This window comes from Cytobacillus sp. FSL K6-0129 (assembly GCF_038007625.1).
GTDB classification, from domain to species: Bacteria; Bacillota; Bacilli; order Bacillales; family Cytobacillaceae; genus Cytobacillus; species Cytobacillus kochii.
The window spans coordinates 2,912,137-2,927,547 of sequence record NZ_JBBOXM010000001.1 but is presented as its reverse complement, the minus strand read 5'-3'; the positions used below and the strand labels follow the sequence as shown (position 1 = coordinate 2,927,547).

The following is a 15,411-nucleotide window of genomic DNA, read 5'->3' as shown; positions in this document are numbered from 1 at the left end:
AGTGGAGAAAAGGAAAGAAGTGCGCGCAAATAGGGAATACGCGCAAAAGCGAGTGTGGAGAAAAGGAAAGAAGTGCGCGCAAACAGGGAATACGCGCAAAAGTGAGTGGAGAAAAGGAAAGAAGTGCGCGCAAATAGGAAATACGCGCAAAAGCGAGTGAAGAAAGGGAAAGAAGTGCGCGCAAACAGGGAATACGCGCAAAAGTGAGTAAAGAAAAGGAAAGAAGTGCGCGCAAACAGGGAATACACGCAAAAAATCGAATAAAAAACCAAAGTTGTACACGCAAAGTCACAGTAGCTTACAGCAAGAACGTTTAGATCCGAGGTTTATGTATGACTCATTGTGCGTGCCTTTAATTTTCTTAAACCTTTAACGATATTTTCCATCCCATTCAAGCTTTTATAATTTCAGATCGGCTTTTTGATACGATAACGGTTCTCTCCGAATTAGCTAGTAACAAAGCAAAAAGCCGAGTGAGTGGATCGTAACTCTCTCGGCTTTTTGCTTTTTGTCACTTAAACAATCAAGCTTAATAATAAAGTAAATACTAGGCCTGAAATGGCAATGATTGTTTCTAATAATGTCCATGTAGCAAACGTTTCTTTCATTGATAAACCAAAATACTCTTTAAACATCCAGAAACCTGCATCATTGACGTGGGATGCGATTAAGCTACCTGCACCTGTTGCGAGTACAACGAGAGCTAGGTTAACGTCTGTTTGACCGAGTAAAGGGATAACAAGTCCAGCTGTTGTTAATGCTGCAACTGTCGCAGAACCTAAAGAAATTCTCAAGATGGCTGCGATGGTCCAGGCTAATAAGATAGGTGAAAGGGTCGTGCCTTCGAATAATTGGGCAACATAATCACCAACCCCACCGTCAATCAATACTTGCTTGAAAGCACCACCGCCACCGATGATCAGTAGCATCATTCCAATTTGTGTGATGGCTGTTGTGCAAGAGTCCATTACTTGTTTAATTGGAATATTGCGGCCAATGCCCATTGTGTAAATGGCCACAAGTAGAGAGATCAAAATCGCGATTGAAGCATCACCAATGAACTTAATCACGATAACGATTATGCTATCGCTAAAGCCCATCGTTTCTTGAAGTAAAGTAACGATTGTTGCAATCGACATAAGGATAACTGGTAACATCGCTGTAAATACACTGATACCAAACCCTGGTGTGTCTTCAAGTTTAAATTGTTTTTGCTCACCTAAAGAAGCAATATTTCCGCTCTTTGTGAATGAGTTTGGTACGATTTTCTTCGCAATTTTAGTGAAAACTGGACCAGCAATAATCACTGTTGGGATAGCAATAATCATCCCATATAATAGAACTTCACCGATATTTGCACCGTACTCACCAGCAATGACGGTTGGACCAGGGTGAGGCGGTAAGAAACCATGTGTAACAGATAATGCTGCTGCCATTGGGATACCGAGATAAAGAATCGATACTTTTAATTCTCTTGAAATCGCAAATACGATGGGAATAAGTAATACAAGACCTACTTCAAAGAATAGGGCAATCCCGATAATAAAGGATGATACGACAACTGCCCATTGGATATTTTTCTCACCAAACTTATTGACAAGGGTCATTGCAATTCTTTGTGCACCGCCAGCATCAGCGATTAATTTACCAAGCATAGCACCTAGACCAAAGATTAGGGCGATATGTCCAAGTGTTCCACCAAGACCGCTTTCAATCGTGCCAACAATTTCTGATGCAGGCATGCCAAGAGCTAGGGCAACACCAAATGAAACGATAATAAGTGAGACAAATGTGTTGAGTTTGAGCCCCATAATAAGGAGCAATAGGGCAATGATACCTAAAGCAACAATAAATAATGGCATAGTTTTCTCTCCTTTTTATTCGCTATCTTTTCCAATCAAGCCTCTTTGGTAGTTAGCGATTTTTGTATATTCCTCTGTTAATACTCTTGTCAGGTTGATAAAGCTAGGCATTAGTTGACGATACGCATTTGCTGCATCTTCATCTGGTGTATGTTTATGTGTGCTACCGATCATGTCAGAAGCTACTGCAAAATTTTCAATCTCTCCTGTAGCGTATAACCCAAGGATACATGCCCCTAAGCAGGAACTTTCATAGCTTTCAGGTACGACCACTTCAGAATCAAAAATATCCGCCATCATTTGGCGCCAAACAGCAGAGCGGGCAAATCCGCCTGTCGCTTGAATACGCGTAACAGGTTCGTCCATACACTCCATAAGTGCGAGGAAAACAGTGTATAAGTTGAAAATGACACCCTCTAATGCGGCGCGAATCATATGTTCTTTTTTATGTGAAAGGGTTAAACCAAAGAATGAGCCTCGAACATCTGGATTCCATACAGGTGCTCTTTCACCCGCAAGGAAAGGATGGAAAATAAGTCCATTTGCACCCGGTCTCACACGTTCAGCAATTTTTGTTAACACTTCATATGGATCGAGTCCTAAACGTTTGGCAGTCTCTACCTCGGATGAGGCAAATTCGTCACGAATCCAACGAAGGACAATCCCACCATTATTAACAGGGCCACCAATGACCCAATGATCTTCCGTTAGTGCATAACAGAAAATCCGGCCTTTTTCATCTGTTTGCGGACGGTCAATAATCGTACGAATGGCTCCACTAGTTCCGATGGTGACGGCGATTTCCCCTTTGCCAATTGCATTGACACCAAGATTAGAGAGGACACCATCACTTGCACCGATAACAAAAAGGGTATGAGGATCAAGTCCCATTTGTAAGGCAAGCTCACTGTCACAGTGCGTGAATATCTGTGTTGTGGGAACAAGGGTGGATAGCTGGTCCTCGCGAATGCCCGCTATCTTTAATGCTTCTTTGTCCCATGTTAATTCAGTAAGATTCATCATTCCCATTGCTGATGCGATAGAATAATCAACAACATATTGGTTAAAGAACTTCTTGAAAATATACTCTTTTATGCCAATGTATTTTTTCGCTCTTTGGGCTATTTCTGGGCGTTCATTTGTGATCCATGTTATTTTACTCAATGGGGACATTGGATGAATAGGGGTCCCTGTACGTTTATAAATCTCATGGCCACCCCATTCATCCTTAATTTTATGTGCCCATGATTCACTGCGGTTATCGGCCCATGTAATACATGGAGTCAATGGTTGATCATTCTCATCGATAGCAATTAGGCTATGCATGGCACTACTAAAGGAAATAAATGCTGGCATCATTTCTCTATTTTTTTTCATAATGTTCGTTATCGCCTGCTTGACCGCTTGATAGATTTCTTCAGGGTCCTGCTCAGCTGTAGACATATCTGGTGTATGCAATGGGTAGCCGATGTTTTCTTTTTGAATGACTTTCCCGTCTTTTGTAAAAAGAACAGCCTTTGTGCTGGTTGTTCCAATATCTACACCTAACATATAGGTTGTCATTTTGTTCCGCCCCCTTCTGCAAGAATTTCTTGGGATTTCCACATATCTTCAACTCTTCCTTGCACATCATCAAAATTTTGATGGAGAGATTGAATCATTAATGTTTTATCTTTTTTCTCAATCGCTTCAATATAGAGTGCGTGGTTTGTGAATATGCGTTCGAAATCGTGCTGGTTTTCTTTAAAACGCTTACGCATGGATAATAGAATCAATCCTTCCATGACTGGTTTTAAATTATTCCAGATCATTAATATATATGAGTGATTAGCGGCTCGAATAATTGTCTCATGAAATTGTAAATCCTGAAGTGAGAATTCATCCGCATCATTATATTTAATAGAGACTTTCATCATTTCTAAAATCTTATTGAGTTCTTTTACAAGGTCTGTAATATCTGAACGTACAAGTCGTTGATAGATAAACGTTTCAATAAGAATACGCACATCATATATTTCTTCTATTTCTTTCTCGGATAAGCCAATGACGACTGCACCCATTCGTTCTTGGCGAATAATATTTTCAGCAGAAAGAATTTTTAATGCTTCTCTTATTGGTGATCGACTTACTGAAAAGTCAGCAGCTAATTTATTTTCAGAAAGAATGGTACCGCTTTCAATACGTCCTGAGAGAATTTGCATCCTTAATTCACTTACAACGCGCTCACCTGTCGAAGCTTTCGTAAGCCATTTGGAAGGGTAGAGAAATTCTATTGGTTCGTTCATCATAACACCTTCTCATTTTAGTATACTTGTATACAAGTATTATATCTCGAATTTTCGATTATTCAAGGAGTTAATAAGAATTGTTTTTTTCAGTATGGAGGAAATGGGGGGAAGGGTGGCGGACGAATCCTCTTAGAAAGGTATTCTTAGCTCAAATAAAGATTTAATTATTATTCACTATTTAAGATAAATCATTCGTCACTATTCCATTTAGGTTACATATAATGAAGCAATTTGATGTTGAAGGAGTGGGAAGGGTGTTTTGTAATGATGAGAATATTACCTTATTGATTGTCTCCTTAGAGAAGGGTGAAGTGACACCCATTCAATGTCACCTGAATGCTTCTTCACTCTTATATTGTGTACAGGGGAGAATAGAAGTATCATTTGTGTTACCAGATGTACATCAAATCAAGTTGTTCACTATTTCCCCCAACCAAGTAGTTAATATCCCCAAAGGATGTTGGCACCTTATACAAGCTAAAAAAGATAGTCAATGGTTAAATGCTTTTGATTGTCCTCTGCCTCAAACCATTTTTGCATCGCAGGTACAAGAGTTAAATGAGCCTAGAATACTCACGTCAAAAGCACTTCGTCAACATACCGTAATGGCAATTGAAAGTGAACCCTACTATTATCATCATGGTAACTTATCGTTCCCAAAAAAATAGAGCCATAGTTCTACCAGGGTAAACAAGGAGGGACCGTATAGGATTCCTCCATAAAAAGCAAAGATGAAGGCCGAGCAAGTAGGAGTTGCCCGTCATTCAGATGGATAAACCAAAGCGAAAATAGTACATATCCCAGTAAACATTAGCACATACTATAATTAAAAAGGTACGCTGCTCTTATAACGTGTACGGTTCGTGTTTTTGAGAAAAGCATCATGAAGACCATCATTCAAAAGAAGGAGGTGTGAGGCGTGGAAATTAAAAAAGCAAGCAATCGACATTATGGTATCGATGATAGTGGGAAGGAACAAGGAGAAGTTACTTTTTCGGAAAGAAACGATCACACCATTGTTATTGATCATACATATGTAGAGGAAGAAGCAAGAGGGACTGGACTTGCTGAACAACTAGTGGATTCGGTTGTGCAAGAGGTGAAAAGTCAAAATAAAAAAATTGTCCCAGCTTGTCCCTTTGTCGCTGCCCTATTTAAGAAGAAAGCAGAATATCGGGAAGTGCAAGCTTAAACCAAAAAAGTAGGCGACCCCTACTTTTTTTATTTGCTTCAATCAAGTGATTCCTCCCATGTAATGTTCAAATTTAAAACACTATCGTTAGATATGATAGGATGGTCTACCACTTAAATTTTTTAAGATGTGTTTGAATACATACAACCCATTCTAGGTTCTATAAAGGTCCTCTTATGGGGTAAATCTCCTCTCCCTTAAGGCATTGTTCCCGCTTCAAAAGATTTAATTTTACAGTAATATATTCTTAAAACAAAAGTATTGGTTATTTGTTCGACAGAATTCATCATTATTTTGAAGAAAAAAAGAGGTGATTCTTATATAAGAAGAGAATTATAGGCTAATAGTTTAGAATTTTTAGACTTTATAAGTTAAGTTAATTTTCTTACTATGATAAAAATTTAGAAAATGTTCAACAAAATAACGTGGTAATGCTTTAATTCGTATTTATTTTTTGTAAAGAATCTATTATAATATAATAATTCAATCTAATTGTTTATTGTTGTATAACAGAAAATGAAAGAGGAGGGAAAATGATGGAATGGCTACAGAACTTAATAAGCGTAGTAGGTAATTTTGTATGGGGGCCAGTAACCCTAGTATTGATAGTGGGAACGGGGATCTTCCTTACTTTTAGGTTAGGGTTTATCCAAATAAGGGAACTTCCGTATGCCTTAAAGCTTACTTTTAGTAAAAGTGATAAAAACAATAAAGATAAAGGGGATATATCCCACTTTCAATCTTTGATGACAGCAATGGCAGCCACACTTGGGATAGGAAATATTACCGGTGTAGCGACAGCAGTGATGCTTGGTGGGGTCGGTGCTTTATTCTGGATGTGGTTAGCTGCATTTTTTGGAATGGCGACAAAATACGGTGAAGCCATTTTAGCAGTTAAATACCGCGTGACGAATAGTAAAGGTGAAATCTCCGGGGGACCGATGTATTATATTGAAAAAGGTCTCGGCTGGAAATGGTTAGCTGTATTATTTGCTCTCTTTGGATTTTTGGCATCATTTGGAATTGGTAATATGACACAAGCAAATACTGTTGCTGGCTCATTTGAAGCCAATTTCGGGGTGAACCCATGGATTACGGGTGTTGTTCTAATGGTATTAACAGGATTAGTACTGTTAGGTGGAATTAAAGGAATTGGTCGAGTTACGGGTATATTCGTTCCTTTCATGGCATTATTTTATTTAGCTGGTGGACTTATTATTATCTTTATGAATATTACTGAAGTACCTCAAGCATTAGGTTTTATTATCTCTGAGGCCTTTAACCCATCCGCAGCAACTGGTGGTGCAGTCGGGATGGCCATTCGTTATGGTATCGCTCGTGGGGTATTCTCTAATGAAGCGGGGCTTGGTTCAGCACCCATCGCAGCCGCAGCGGCTAAAACAGATTATCCTGGTAGACAAGCGTTAGTTTCAATGACAGGAACATTTATTGATACAATTATTGTTTGTTCGATTACTGGTTTAACGATTGTATTAAGTGGTCTTTATGTCGGGCATGAAAATGCTTCTAGTTTAACGGGAGAAGCATTTGAATTCTTCTTACCTGGTGTAGGTAATATGCTTGTAGTTATTGGTATTATGTTCTTTGCTTATTCGACTATTATTGGTTGGTCTTATTATGGCGAGAAATGTTTTGGTTATTTATTTGGTGATCAAAATGCAGTGATATACAAGGTGCTGTTTGTCATAACAGTACTCATTGGCTCGGCTTTAGAGTTAGAAATGGTTTGGGGAATTGCTGATATCTTTAATGCACTAATGGCCTTACCAAACTTAATTGCTCTCTTGCTTCTATCTCCAGTCATTGTGGCTGAATCCCGGAAATTCACTGAGATTAGAAAAAAAGAGAAACAAGAAGAGAAGAAACAATCGATGGCAGGATAAGTTGTTGGTTTATTCATTGAAAGTTTAGCCTGACACAAAAATAATCATTTGAAAAAAATGCAACTGCTATCAATTAGAGTTGCATTTTTCCTTTATTTAGAAGCAATATCAAGAGCAGCTCTAATTGTACTAGCGGTTCTAAGCTTACTTGTAGGTCGATCGGCAAATGTAATTGATTTCTGTGCCATTGCCGGTTTGATTCCACATAATATCATAGACGTACCCATTAATGATAATACATTTGCTAGTTCAATAAATCTTTGCATAATTTCTTCATTATAAGTAGTTAATCCATTTACATCGATTAATAGGGTTTCAGCAAATGTATTCTCTAATGATTGCAATAATTGCGTTGTCATCTTATGGTAACGACTTTCATTCATCTCTCCAACTAAAGGGAGAACAGATACCTTATCTGTGAGTGGAATAATAGGTGTTTCAAGTTCTTCGATTCTCTGTAAGGACTGTAAATACTTTTGCTCGGCCTTTTTCTGTTCAGTTATATCATGTTGAACACCGATAAAAAAATGGGCTTCCTCCTCTTCCATATAAACCGAATCAATTGTTAAGTGATTCCAGAAAATATCGCCGTTCTTCTTATAATTTAGAACTTCACATTGTATGGATTCTTTTCTTGTTACTGCTTCTCTAATACGAGCAATGGTTTCATTACTTGTTTGCTCGCCTTGTAGAAAACGACAATTATTACCGATTACCTCCTCTTTGGTGTAACCTGTCATATCAGTAAAACCTTTAGAAGAATAGATAATAGGGTTATCATGCTTACTCGGATCGGTAATTAAAATACCAACGCGTGTATAATCAAGTGTCTTTAATATGAGTTCCATATTCATTTTATTCAGTGCTAACCCCACCTTTGGCAAATTTCCATCTATTTATTATCTCTTCCTTTTTGGCAAAAAACAAAGGAAAGACCTTTTTGTTTAAGTAGATGAAATAAAACTATATTCTGTTGTAGGTTTCGTTTATGTTTGATGTGGGTAAAAAGAACTACTAGTGTATGAAAGGGAGCATGTATGAATACAACAATTGGTTTTCAGGAAAATCAGCAAGTGTTAGATAATAATGAAGTGTTAGCATCACTTGAGAGAAATTTAGCCATGATTGAGTTTAATTTGGATAGAGAAGTGATATGGGTTAACGATAATTTTGCCAGAGTACTGGGGTATCAGTCAGGAGAAATGGTAGGAATGGATCATCAGAATTTCTGTACTATTGAAGAGGTGAATGGTTCAACCTATCTTGAGCTATGGCGTAATTTGAGAAGGGGAAGAAAGTTTCAAGAGAAAATCAAAAGAGTGGGTAAGTTTGGCCAATTATTGTGGTTAGAAGCGACATATATTCCTGTTATAGGAACGAAAGGAGAGGTAAAGGGAGTTTTAAAAATTGCCACGGACATTACTGAAAGGGAGCAGCATACAAATGAGATGATCTCAAAATTAAAAATGGCGCCCACACATCTGGTTGAACTGGTATTATCTAACTCTAATGAAAAGGTATTAGCTTTAGAAACGTTGAAACAACAAATGAAGCTAATTGAAGAAACATCTAAACTTATTCGAAATATTGCATCTCAGACGAATTTATTGGCAATTAATGCTGCTATTGAGGCAGCTCATGCTGGTGAAAAAGGAAGAGGGTTTGCAGTTGTTGCCAAAGAAGTTAAAAAGCTATCTGTCTCAGCTGATAATGCGATGAAAGAAGTAAATATAAATATTGAGAATATTACAGAGCAAGTCGTGAATGTGTATGAGATAACTGATGAGCTAAAAGATATTGTTTCACGGACAAAAGATGATATAGATGAAACTTTACAGTCGTTTGCGCGATTGTCTAATTAGTATGGTCCACCAGATTTGGGTTTTTCAAAGTATTTTATTTCATTAATTAGTAGATAGATTAGAAAAGCTCACCAGATTGGTCTTGCCCCTGTCAAGTAGACAACATAAAAAGCTAAGCAGTGAGCGCGTGTCGATATTCAATCGGCGCGCGTTTCTTTAGTTTCTTTTGTCTTCGTTTGTAATTGTAATGGTAAATGTAATCCTCAAGAGCTTGCTCTAGTTCTTCTTCTCCCTTACACTTACTTATATACAGCTTCTCGGTTTTGAGGTGTGAAAAGAATGATTCTATACAGGCATTGTCCAGGCAGTTTCCTTTGCGAGAGTGGCTGCCTTTGATGCCATAATCCTTTAATCGGTTGCCGTATATTTTTGACGTGTACTGGAAGCCTTGATCCGAATGGAGAACGGCTCCAGCCACGTCTTTTTTCTTTGTCCATTTCTCTACCGTTTTTAACACAAGTTCCAAATCATTTCTTTGGGCTAGCTCCCAACTTACTATTTCGTTATTAAAGAGATCCTGTATGACCGATAAATAATAATATTCTTCGCCAACAGACACAAATGTGATATCCGTTACCATTTTTTGATTAGGTCCTACCGCCTTGAACTTCCTTTTCAGACGGTTAGGAAAGAGGTTAGAAGGACTATGACCATGTCGTTTTCTCTTTTTTCGGATGACTGATTGTATGTTCATTGCCGTCATCAATCGGTAGACCTTTTTGTGATTAATTAAATACCCGTTTTCATTTAATTCGTCTGTAATACGGGGTCGTCCATATTCGGGATGCATAAAATGTATGCCCAAAATGTGCTCTCGAATCTTTTGTTCATCCCTAACTTTTGCTTCGCGTTTATGATTGTTTTTTCTCCATTTGTAGTAGCTAGCCGGTTTGATATAGGCAATCTCCAACAGCCAGGAGACCGGATAGGTAACCCTTAACTCATCCACCAATTCATATTTCATTCGTCTGGGGTTTTCTCCTCCTTTACCAGATTTGGATACTGCTTTTTTAGAAATTCAACTTGTGCTTTCAAATAATCCCTTTCCTCTTCAACCGACTTAAATTTAGTCCTAGGCCTGCCTTTTAAAGGATTAGAAACTCCTTTACGCTCATCAAACGGGGCTCCTTCTTTCCATTTCTTAACCCACACTTTAAGCTGGCTGCAGTGACGGATTCCCAGTTCCTCTGCCAATGCTTTATAACTTTTAGACCCATTCACATATTTCATGACGGCATTATGTTTAAACTCTTCCGAATAACTATTAAAAGTTTGTCCTTTCTTTGCCATAGAAAAATCCCCTCCAAGGTAGCATTCTTTCCTTCATGGTAACATGAAGGTTTTTTTGAATGTCTACTTAAAGGGGACATTAACAGATGGCGAGCTTTTTTTACTTGAAATCACAAATGGTATTTTTACAAGAGTCAGAGAACCAACAAGTGAGGAAGGTATTTAACCAGTTACTCTTTATGCATTTGTCTAAGCCAAATCGCAAGTTGCAGTGTAATCGCATCGAGAGTATGCTGTGGGTTATATCCGGTTATTTCTTTGATTTTCTTTAGCCGATAAATGAGTGAGTTTCTATGGATAAATAAACTTTTCGCACATTCTCCAAGGTTTAAATTATTTGCAAACAAGCTTTCAAGTGTCTCAATTAGCTTCTCAGAAAGTCCATTCAGTACTCTTGTATAATAGTAAGTTTTAGATGCTTCACTCAGTTCATTCAGTAATGCTTGTGCTTCAATATCTTTAAAAGTAGCAAAAATAGAAGACTCTGCACTTAATGTTAAAGCCGAAATGGATTGCTGATAGGAATGTTGAATGTTATTGACAGTCTTCACATTGGAACCCAACCCAATTCTTGCAGTAAGTTGATTTTCTTCTATAAATGAAATGAAACTTTGATACCGATGAATGATTTGCTCCTCTGTTAACCCGGTATGAAGTATAAATTGTTGATTGATTCCTAGGAAACCAATCAATGTATTCTCTTTGGGAAAAAATCTTTCCACCCATTGGATGAAGTCATTTTTTTTCAATTTGGGCATATCTGTTTTAATGACTGACACTTGAAAGGGGGGCAAAAGATGAATCTCAAATAGTTTAAATCGTTGTTCAATCGATGAATCTTCAATTGAGTCCTGCAATAAATCATCGAATAAATGATCCTTCGCTTTTTGTTGCCACTCTAACTGATCTAAACTAAAGGATTGTTGAATCATCATCTCTGTAATCATTTTTACTAACTCACCAAATTCAAAAATTTCATCTGGGTCACCAGTAATGCCAATCACACCGATGATTTTTTTTTGAAAATGAATAGGTAGGTTAACACCGGGATATGAGTTTTTCCACTGTATATCCTTATCACTAATGGTGACAGCTCTACCAGTACGTAAAACTTCTGTTGCTCCCTCATGAATCATATTGATTCGATCGGGGTTACCAGATGCAATTATTTTGCCTCTATCATCCATAATGTTTATATTTCTATCCAGTCTAACCATGGTTTGCTTAACAATTTCTGCGGCAATTTCACGAGTTAACATATATGGCCCATCCTTATTCTCTTCATTTCGTTTGTTATATATCAGTAAAATAATATCACAATCTGTTTATAATAGATAAAAATTTAACCAAAATAATCTGTTTTTTTGTTCAATCATAACGATGACAAATAGTATGACACATAATTATAATAAGGATAACACAATAGATGTTAGGTGGCGAGTTTATGAAAGTAGTTATTGCACCTGATTCATATAAGGGTAGCTTATCGAGTGTTTCTGCTGCAGAAGCAATTGCTAAAGGTGTTAAGAAAGCGCTTCCTTCGTGCGAAGTTATTTCTGTTCCTGTAGCGGATGGTGGAGAAGGAACAATGGATAGTCTTGTTTCCGCAACGGGGGGGAAAAAGGTAAAAGTTAGTGTGATGGGTCCATTACACAAAAAGGTCGCGGCGGAGTATGGTGTACTCGGCGATGAAAAGACATGTGTTATTGAGATGGCGAGTGCCTCTGGTCTAGAGCTTATAGATAAAAGTGAACGCAATCCACTGATTGCTACAACTTTTGGCACAGGAGAATTAATTAAGAAAGCGTTAGATGATGGTTATCGCCATTTTATTTTAGCAGTTGGTGGAAGCGCTACCAATGATGGCGGAGCTGGTATGTTACAAGCTCTAGGGCTAAAAATAATGAACGATGCCGGAGATGAAATTGGTCTTGGTGGTGAAGCGCTAGGTGAAGTTACGTCTGTTCAATTAGACTCTCTTGATTCGCGGATTAAGGATTGTCAATTTCTAATCGCTTCTGATGTACAGAATCCGTTTATTGGTCCTAATGGTGCTTCCCATGTTTTTGGTCCTCAAAAAGGGGCAAGTCCTGAAGTGGTTGAGACGTTAGATCACTATATGGGTAACTGGGCAGATGTGATTGAGCATGCGACTAAAGTTCGCTTACATGATCGGCCGGGTGCAGGTGCAGCAGGAGGAATTGGTGGTGCTTTCCAAGCCTTTTTCAATGCAGATATGAAAAGAGGGATTGATCTTGTTATTGAGTACACTGGACTAAAGGAAAAAATGGTGAATGCCGATTGTGTATTTACTGGTGAAGGCCAGTGTGATTTTCAAACAGCCTCTGGTAAGACACCTATGGGTGTGGCAGAGGCAGCGAGAATAAATCATATTCCTGTCTTTGTTCTAGCGGGTTCTATTGGTAAAGGTATTGAAGAGTTATATGAATATGGCATTACTAGTGTCCACAGTTTAGTGACAAGTCCTATGGAGTTAGACGAGGCGATGGAGCGTTCAGCAGAATTGCTAGCGGATGCTGCTGAACGAGTAATGAGAACATTTATTGCGTTTCAAAGATAAATCCATTTTTAGGAGGGAAAAGAATGTTATTCTTCATCATTGCTATTGGGGTTTTAATTATCGTATTAGCGACAACAAAGTTTAAGATTCATCCATTTATGTCTTTACTAATAGGTGCTCTATTCGTTGGATTTGCATCAGGAATGCCATTTGATTTAATAGTTGAGAGCATTAATAGTGGATTTGGCGGTGTTATGACAAGTATCGGTCTTGTCATTGTGTTTGGAACAATTATTGGAGTGATCTTAGAAAAAGCAGGTGCGGCTTATCGAATGGCAGAGGTTGTGTTACGTATCGTGGGTCCAAAGAGACCACAGCTTGCCATGAGTATTATTGGTTTCATCGTTTCTATTCCAGTGTTCTGTGATTCTGGTTTTATTATTCTTAATAGTTTACGCCAGGCATTAGCTAAGAGAGCTAAAGTAACGATGGCTTCAATGTCTGTAGCACTAGCTACAGGATTATATGCCACTCATACACTTGTACCACCAACACCAGGCCCAATTGCCGCTGCGGGAAATATTGGTGCAGAAGCCTATTTAGGAACAGTGATTTTAATTGGTTTTATTGTGGCCATTCCTGCTGCTGCCATTGGTTATCTTTGGTCAGTTAAAGTAGCAACAAAAATTGAAGTTCCAGAGGATCGTAACACAGAAGAATTCGATTATGATAAGGTTGTCGCTTCATTTGGTAAGATGCCTTCGACTTTTCAAGCGTTCTTCCCAATTATTTTACCCATTCTATTAATCGGTTTAGGTTCAATTGTTGCCGTTCTGGGATACGAAGGTTGGTTTGCACAATTTATTGGTTTCTTAGGTACACCAGTTATAGCATTGTTCATAGGTATTCTCGCTGCTCTACCATTATTACCTCAATTTAATGAGGAAACATTAACTAATTGGGTTGGTAAAGGATTATTAGATGCCGCGCCAGTACTTTTAATTACCGGAGCAGGCGGGGTTTTTGGAACAGTAATCAAAAACTCTGGTGTTGCGGATATTATTCAAGGTTGGGACATTTCCGATATGTTTACGGGTGCGCTTTTCTTGATTATCCCTTTCTTGATTGCCGCAGCATTAAAGTCAGCACAAGGTTCATCAACTACAGCATTAGTACTAACATCTTCATTAATTGCCCCAATGCTTCCGGTTGTCGGTATTGAAGGAGCAGTACCGCTAGCATTAGTTGTAATGGCTATTGGAGCGGGTGCAATGACCGTTAGTCATGTGAACGATAGTTACTTCTGGGTTGTTACACAATTTACTGGTATGAAGGTAACAGATGCTTACAAAGCTCAAACGATGGCGACATTATTACAAGGACTTGTTTCTATCATCGTAGCAATGATTTTGTGGGTTATTTTAGTATAAGAAGAAAATCCGAACAGTCACTCGAATGCCTTTTTTAGGGTTCGTGTGCGTTCGGATTTTTACACCTTTAAACGGATGTTCTTAGTCAATTTTCATTTTCTTATGCAGAGGACGTTCCTTTTCATAAATGTCACATCTCGTTTGATTGCGCAATAAGCTTATTAATTTCCTGATTTAATGTTTCAAGGAAAATATCTGTCAGTCGGTTTATATGTTTTTTCTTTAAATGAACCCAGCCGTAGTGAACTCTTTCTTCTTTTAATTCTTGTATTTTCACCCCGGTAATCCCATCAATATGCTGAAATGAATAATCAAGTCCAATCGTTATTGCATTACCACTAGATACCCATTGGGTAATTGCATTTGTATGATTGGTTTTTACAACTAGATTTCTTTGGCTATTGTTATCAAGAAGCTGTTTGATCGTCTGATTAAGGTAAGCATCTTGATATAAAATAATGGGATATCTTGATAAATCCTTTTTTGAAATAAAAGGCTTTTCAGCAAGTGTGGAATGGGCTTGTACGCCAGCAACCATATAGCCTTCTAGCAGTGGTTCAAAGTGGAATTTATCTTCATTTACTTCAGAAGATGGTCCAACAACAAGCATACCCACGTCCATTTCTTCGTTGATTAGTTTTTCTGTTATCTCCTTTGGTCCTAACTCTTGAAGCTCTATGGAGACATTTGGATGTTCTTTCTTAAATGAAAATACAGCGGCAAGTAAAGCGTTTGAAGGACCTGGTATTGTAGAAATACGAAGATGTCCTTGGAGTTTTTCTGTTTGCGCTTGCGCGAATGTTTGAAACTCTTTCGTCATCTTCATGATTTCTTCGGCCTTTTCAATTAATAGAGCGCCTTCAGCAGTTAAATGGGCACCAGAACGGGAGCGTTTAAACAACATCAACCCTAGCTCGGTCTCTAAACTACTGATAGATTGACTTAATGCTGATATAGAAAGGAAAAGTTCATGAGCTGCCACAGTGAATGATTGTGTTTTTGCCACAGTTGAAAAATGTTTTAGTTGATCAAAGGTCATTTACTATCACCTAGTTTTTATGG

General features: G+C 38.1%; 15 protein-coding genes. 7 read left to right on the top strand and 8 right to left on the bottom strand.

The genetic code is table 11. From position 1 onward, the window contains the following. The first annotated feature begins 19 nt into the window (after window positions 1-19). The gene (locus tag MHI57_RS14555) at window positions 20-160 is read left to right on the top strand and encodes a hypothetical protein (RefSeq protein WP_340977004.1); all 141 of its coding nucleotides are present in this window, start codon (window positions 20-22) and stop codon (window positions 158-160) included. Between the two features lie 355 nt (window positions 161-515). Here the strand turns inward: MHI57_RS14555 and MHI57_RS14550 are convergent, their stop codons facing one another. From MHI57_RS14550 to MHI57_RS14540, 3 genes are read right to left on the bottom strand one after another with little or no spacing between them, the layout of a single operon-like run. Further along, window positions 516-1,862, bottom strand: coding sequence for a GntP family permease (locus MHI57_RS14550; protein ID WP_095371409.1), 1,347 nt, complete (start codon window positions 1,860-1,862; stop codon window positions 516-518). A gap of 15 nt (window positions 1,863-1,877) precedes the next feature. Beyond that, window positions 1,878-3,425 (bottom strand): gluconokinase, encoded by a 1,548-nt coding sequence (gntK, locus tag MHI57_RS14545; protein WP_340977003.1) that lies wholly within the window; start codon window positions 3,423-3,425, stop codon window positions 1,878-1,880. Further along, window positions 3,422-4,147 carry a GntR family transcriptional regulator gene (locus MHI57_RS14540; RefSeq protein ID WP_307316326.1) on the bottom strand — a complete coding sequence of 242 codons (726 nt, stop codon included), beginning with the start codon at window positions 4,145-4,147 and terminating at the stop codon, window positions 3,422-3,424. The genes gntK and MHI57_RS14540 overlap by 4 nt, the downstream gene beginning before the upstream one ends. Window positions 4,148-4,404: 257 nt before the next feature. Between MHI57_RS14540 and MHI57_RS14535 the strand changes: the two genes are divergently transcribed. From MHI57_RS14535 to MHI57_RS14525, 3 genes are all read left to right on the top strand, one after another. Beyond that, complete coding sequence (locus tag MHI57_RS14535; RefSeq protein WP_340977001.1) at window positions 4,405-4,818, top strand: cupin domain-containing protein; 414 nt, start codon at window positions 4,405-4,407, stop codon at window positions 4,816-4,818. 251 nt (window positions 4,819-5,069) lie between these two features. After that, a complete protein-coding gene (locus tag MHI57_RS14530; protein WP_095371413.1) occupies window positions 5,070-5,342 on the top strand; it encodes a GNAT family N-acetyltransferase in 273 nt (90 codons plus the stop codon). A gap of 533 nt (window positions 5,343-5,875) precedes the next feature. Next, on the top strand, window positions 5,876-7,246 hold the full coding sequence (locus MHI57_RS14525) for an alanine/glycine:cation symporter family protein (protein ID WP_095371414.1): 1,371 nt from the start codon (window positions 5,876-5,878) through the stop codon (window positions 7,244-7,246). A gap of 92 nt (window positions 7,247-7,338) precedes the next feature. Here MHI57_RS14525 and MHI57_RS14520 read toward each other — a convergent pair whose 3' ends face one another. Then, window positions 7,339-8,100, bottom strand: a complete 762-nt coding sequence (locus MHI57_RS14520; protein WP_340976998.1) for an STAS domain-containing protein — start codon at window positions 8,098-8,100, stop codon at window positions 7,339-7,341. Between the two features lie 183 nt (window positions 8,101-8,283). On the opposite strand from MHI57_RS14520, the gene MHI57_RS14515 reads away from it, so the two are divergent. Continuing rightward, on the top strand, window positions 8,284-9,108 hold the full coding sequence (locus tag MHI57_RS14515; protein WP_340976997.1) for a methyl-accepting chemotaxis protein: 825 nt from the start codon (window positions 8,284-8,286) through the stop codon (window positions 9,106-9,108). Window positions 9,109-9,220: 112 nt separating this feature from the next. On the opposite strand, the gene MHI57_RS14510 is transcribed toward MHI57_RS14515, so the two are convergent. The 3 genes from MHI57_RS14510 to MHI57_RS14505 form a co-directional block, all read right to left on the bottom strand. Next, a complete protein-coding gene (locus tag MHI57_RS14510) occupies window positions 9,221-10,072 on the bottom strand; it encodes an IS3 family transposase (protein ID WP_328200406.1) in 852 nt (283 codons plus the stop codon). Next, complete coding sequence (locus MHI57_RS25070) at window positions 10,069-10,398, bottom strand: transposase (RefSeq protein WP_251161713.1); 330 nt, start codon at window positions 10,396-10,398, stop codon at window positions 10,069-10,071. Before MHI57_RS25070 ends, MHI57_RS14510 begins: the two co-directional genes overlap by 4 nt. A 170-nt stretch (window positions 10,399-10,568) precedes the next feature. After that, window positions 10,569-11,657 carry a CdaR family transcriptional regulator gene (locus tag MHI57_RS14505; RefSeq protein WP_095371417.1) on the bottom strand — a complete coding sequence of 363 codons (1,089 nt, stop codon included), beginning with the start codon at window positions 11,655-11,657 and terminating at the stop codon, window positions 10,569-10,571. Window positions 11,658-11,842: 185 nt separating this feature from the next. Between MHI57_RS14505 and MHI57_RS14500 the strand changes: the two genes are divergently transcribed. Further along, complete coding sequence (locus tag MHI57_RS14500) at window positions 11,843-12,979, top strand: glycerate kinase (protein ID WP_095371418.1); 1,137 nt, start codon at window positions 11,843-11,845, stop codon at window positions 12,977-12,979. Window positions 12,980-13,002: 23 nt separating this feature from the next. After that, a complete protein-coding gene (locus MHI57_RS14495) occupies window positions 13,003-14,349 on the top strand; it encodes a GntP family permease (RefSeq protein WP_095371419.1) in 1,347 nt (448 codons plus the stop codon). Window positions 14,350-14,479: 130 nt separating this feature from the next. On the opposite strand, the gene MHI57_RS14490 is transcribed toward MHI57_RS14495, so the two are convergent. Beyond that, window positions 14,480-15,388, bottom strand: coding sequence for a LysR family transcriptional regulator (locus tag MHI57_RS14490; RefSeq protein ID WP_095371420.1), 909 nt, complete (start codon window positions 15,386-15,388; stop codon window positions 14,480-14,482). Window positions 15,389-15,411 lie beyond the last annotated feature (23 nt).

What these genes read in the sequence shown, in the direction of transcription:
- MHI57_RS14550 (WP_095371409.1), bottom strand. Translation starts at nt 1,862, where the DNA reads ATGCCATTATTTATTGTTGCTTTAGGTATCATTGCCCTATTGCTCCTT.
- gntK (WP_340977003.1), bottom strand. Translation starts at nt 3,425, where the DNA reads ATGACAACCTATATGTTAGGTGTAGATATTGGAACAACCAGCACAAAG.
- MHI57_RS14540 (WP_307316326.1), bottom strand. Translation starts at nt 4,147, where the DNA reads ATGAACGAACCAATAGAATTTCTCTACCCTTCCAAATGGCTTACGAAA.
- MHI57_RS14525 (WP_095371414.1), top strand. Translation starts at nt 5,876, where the DNA reads ATGATGGAATGGCTACAGAACTTAATAAGCGTAGTAGGTAATTTTGTA.
- MHI57_RS14520 (WP_340976998.1), bottom strand. Translation starts at nt 8,100, where the DNA reads ATGAATATGGAACTCATATTAAAGACACTTGATTATACACGCGTTGGT.
- MHI57_RS14515 (WP_340976997.1), top strand. Translation starts at nt 8,284, where the DNA reads ATGAATACAACAATTGGTTTTCAGGAAAATCAGCAAGTGTTAGATAAT.
- MHI57_RS14510 (WP_328200406.1), bottom strand. Translation starts at nt 10,072, where the DNA reads ATGAAATATGAATTGGTGGATGAGTTAAGGGTTACCTATCCGGTCTCC.
- MHI57_RS25070 (WP_251161713.1), bottom strand. Translation starts at nt 10,398, where the DNA reads ATGGCAAAGAAAGGACAAACTTTTAATAGTTATTCGGAAGAGTTTAAA.
- MHI57_RS14505 (WP_095371417.1), bottom strand. Translation starts at nt 11,657, where the DNA reads ATGTTAACTCGTGAAATTGCCGCAGAAATTGTTAAGCAAACCATGGTT.
- MHI57_RS14500 (WP_095371418.1), top strand. Translation starts at nt 11,843, where the DNA reads ATGAAAGTAGTTATTGCACCTGATTCATATAAGGGTAGCTTATCGAGT.
- MHI57_RS14495 (WP_095371419.1), top strand. Translation starts at nt 13,003, where the DNA reads ATGTTATTCTTCATCATTGCTATTGGGGTTTTAATTATCGTATTAGCG.
- MHI57_RS14490 (WP_095371420.1), bottom strand. Translation starts at nt 15,388, where the DNA reads ATGACCTTTGATCAACTAAAACATTTTTCAACTGTGGCAAAAACACAA.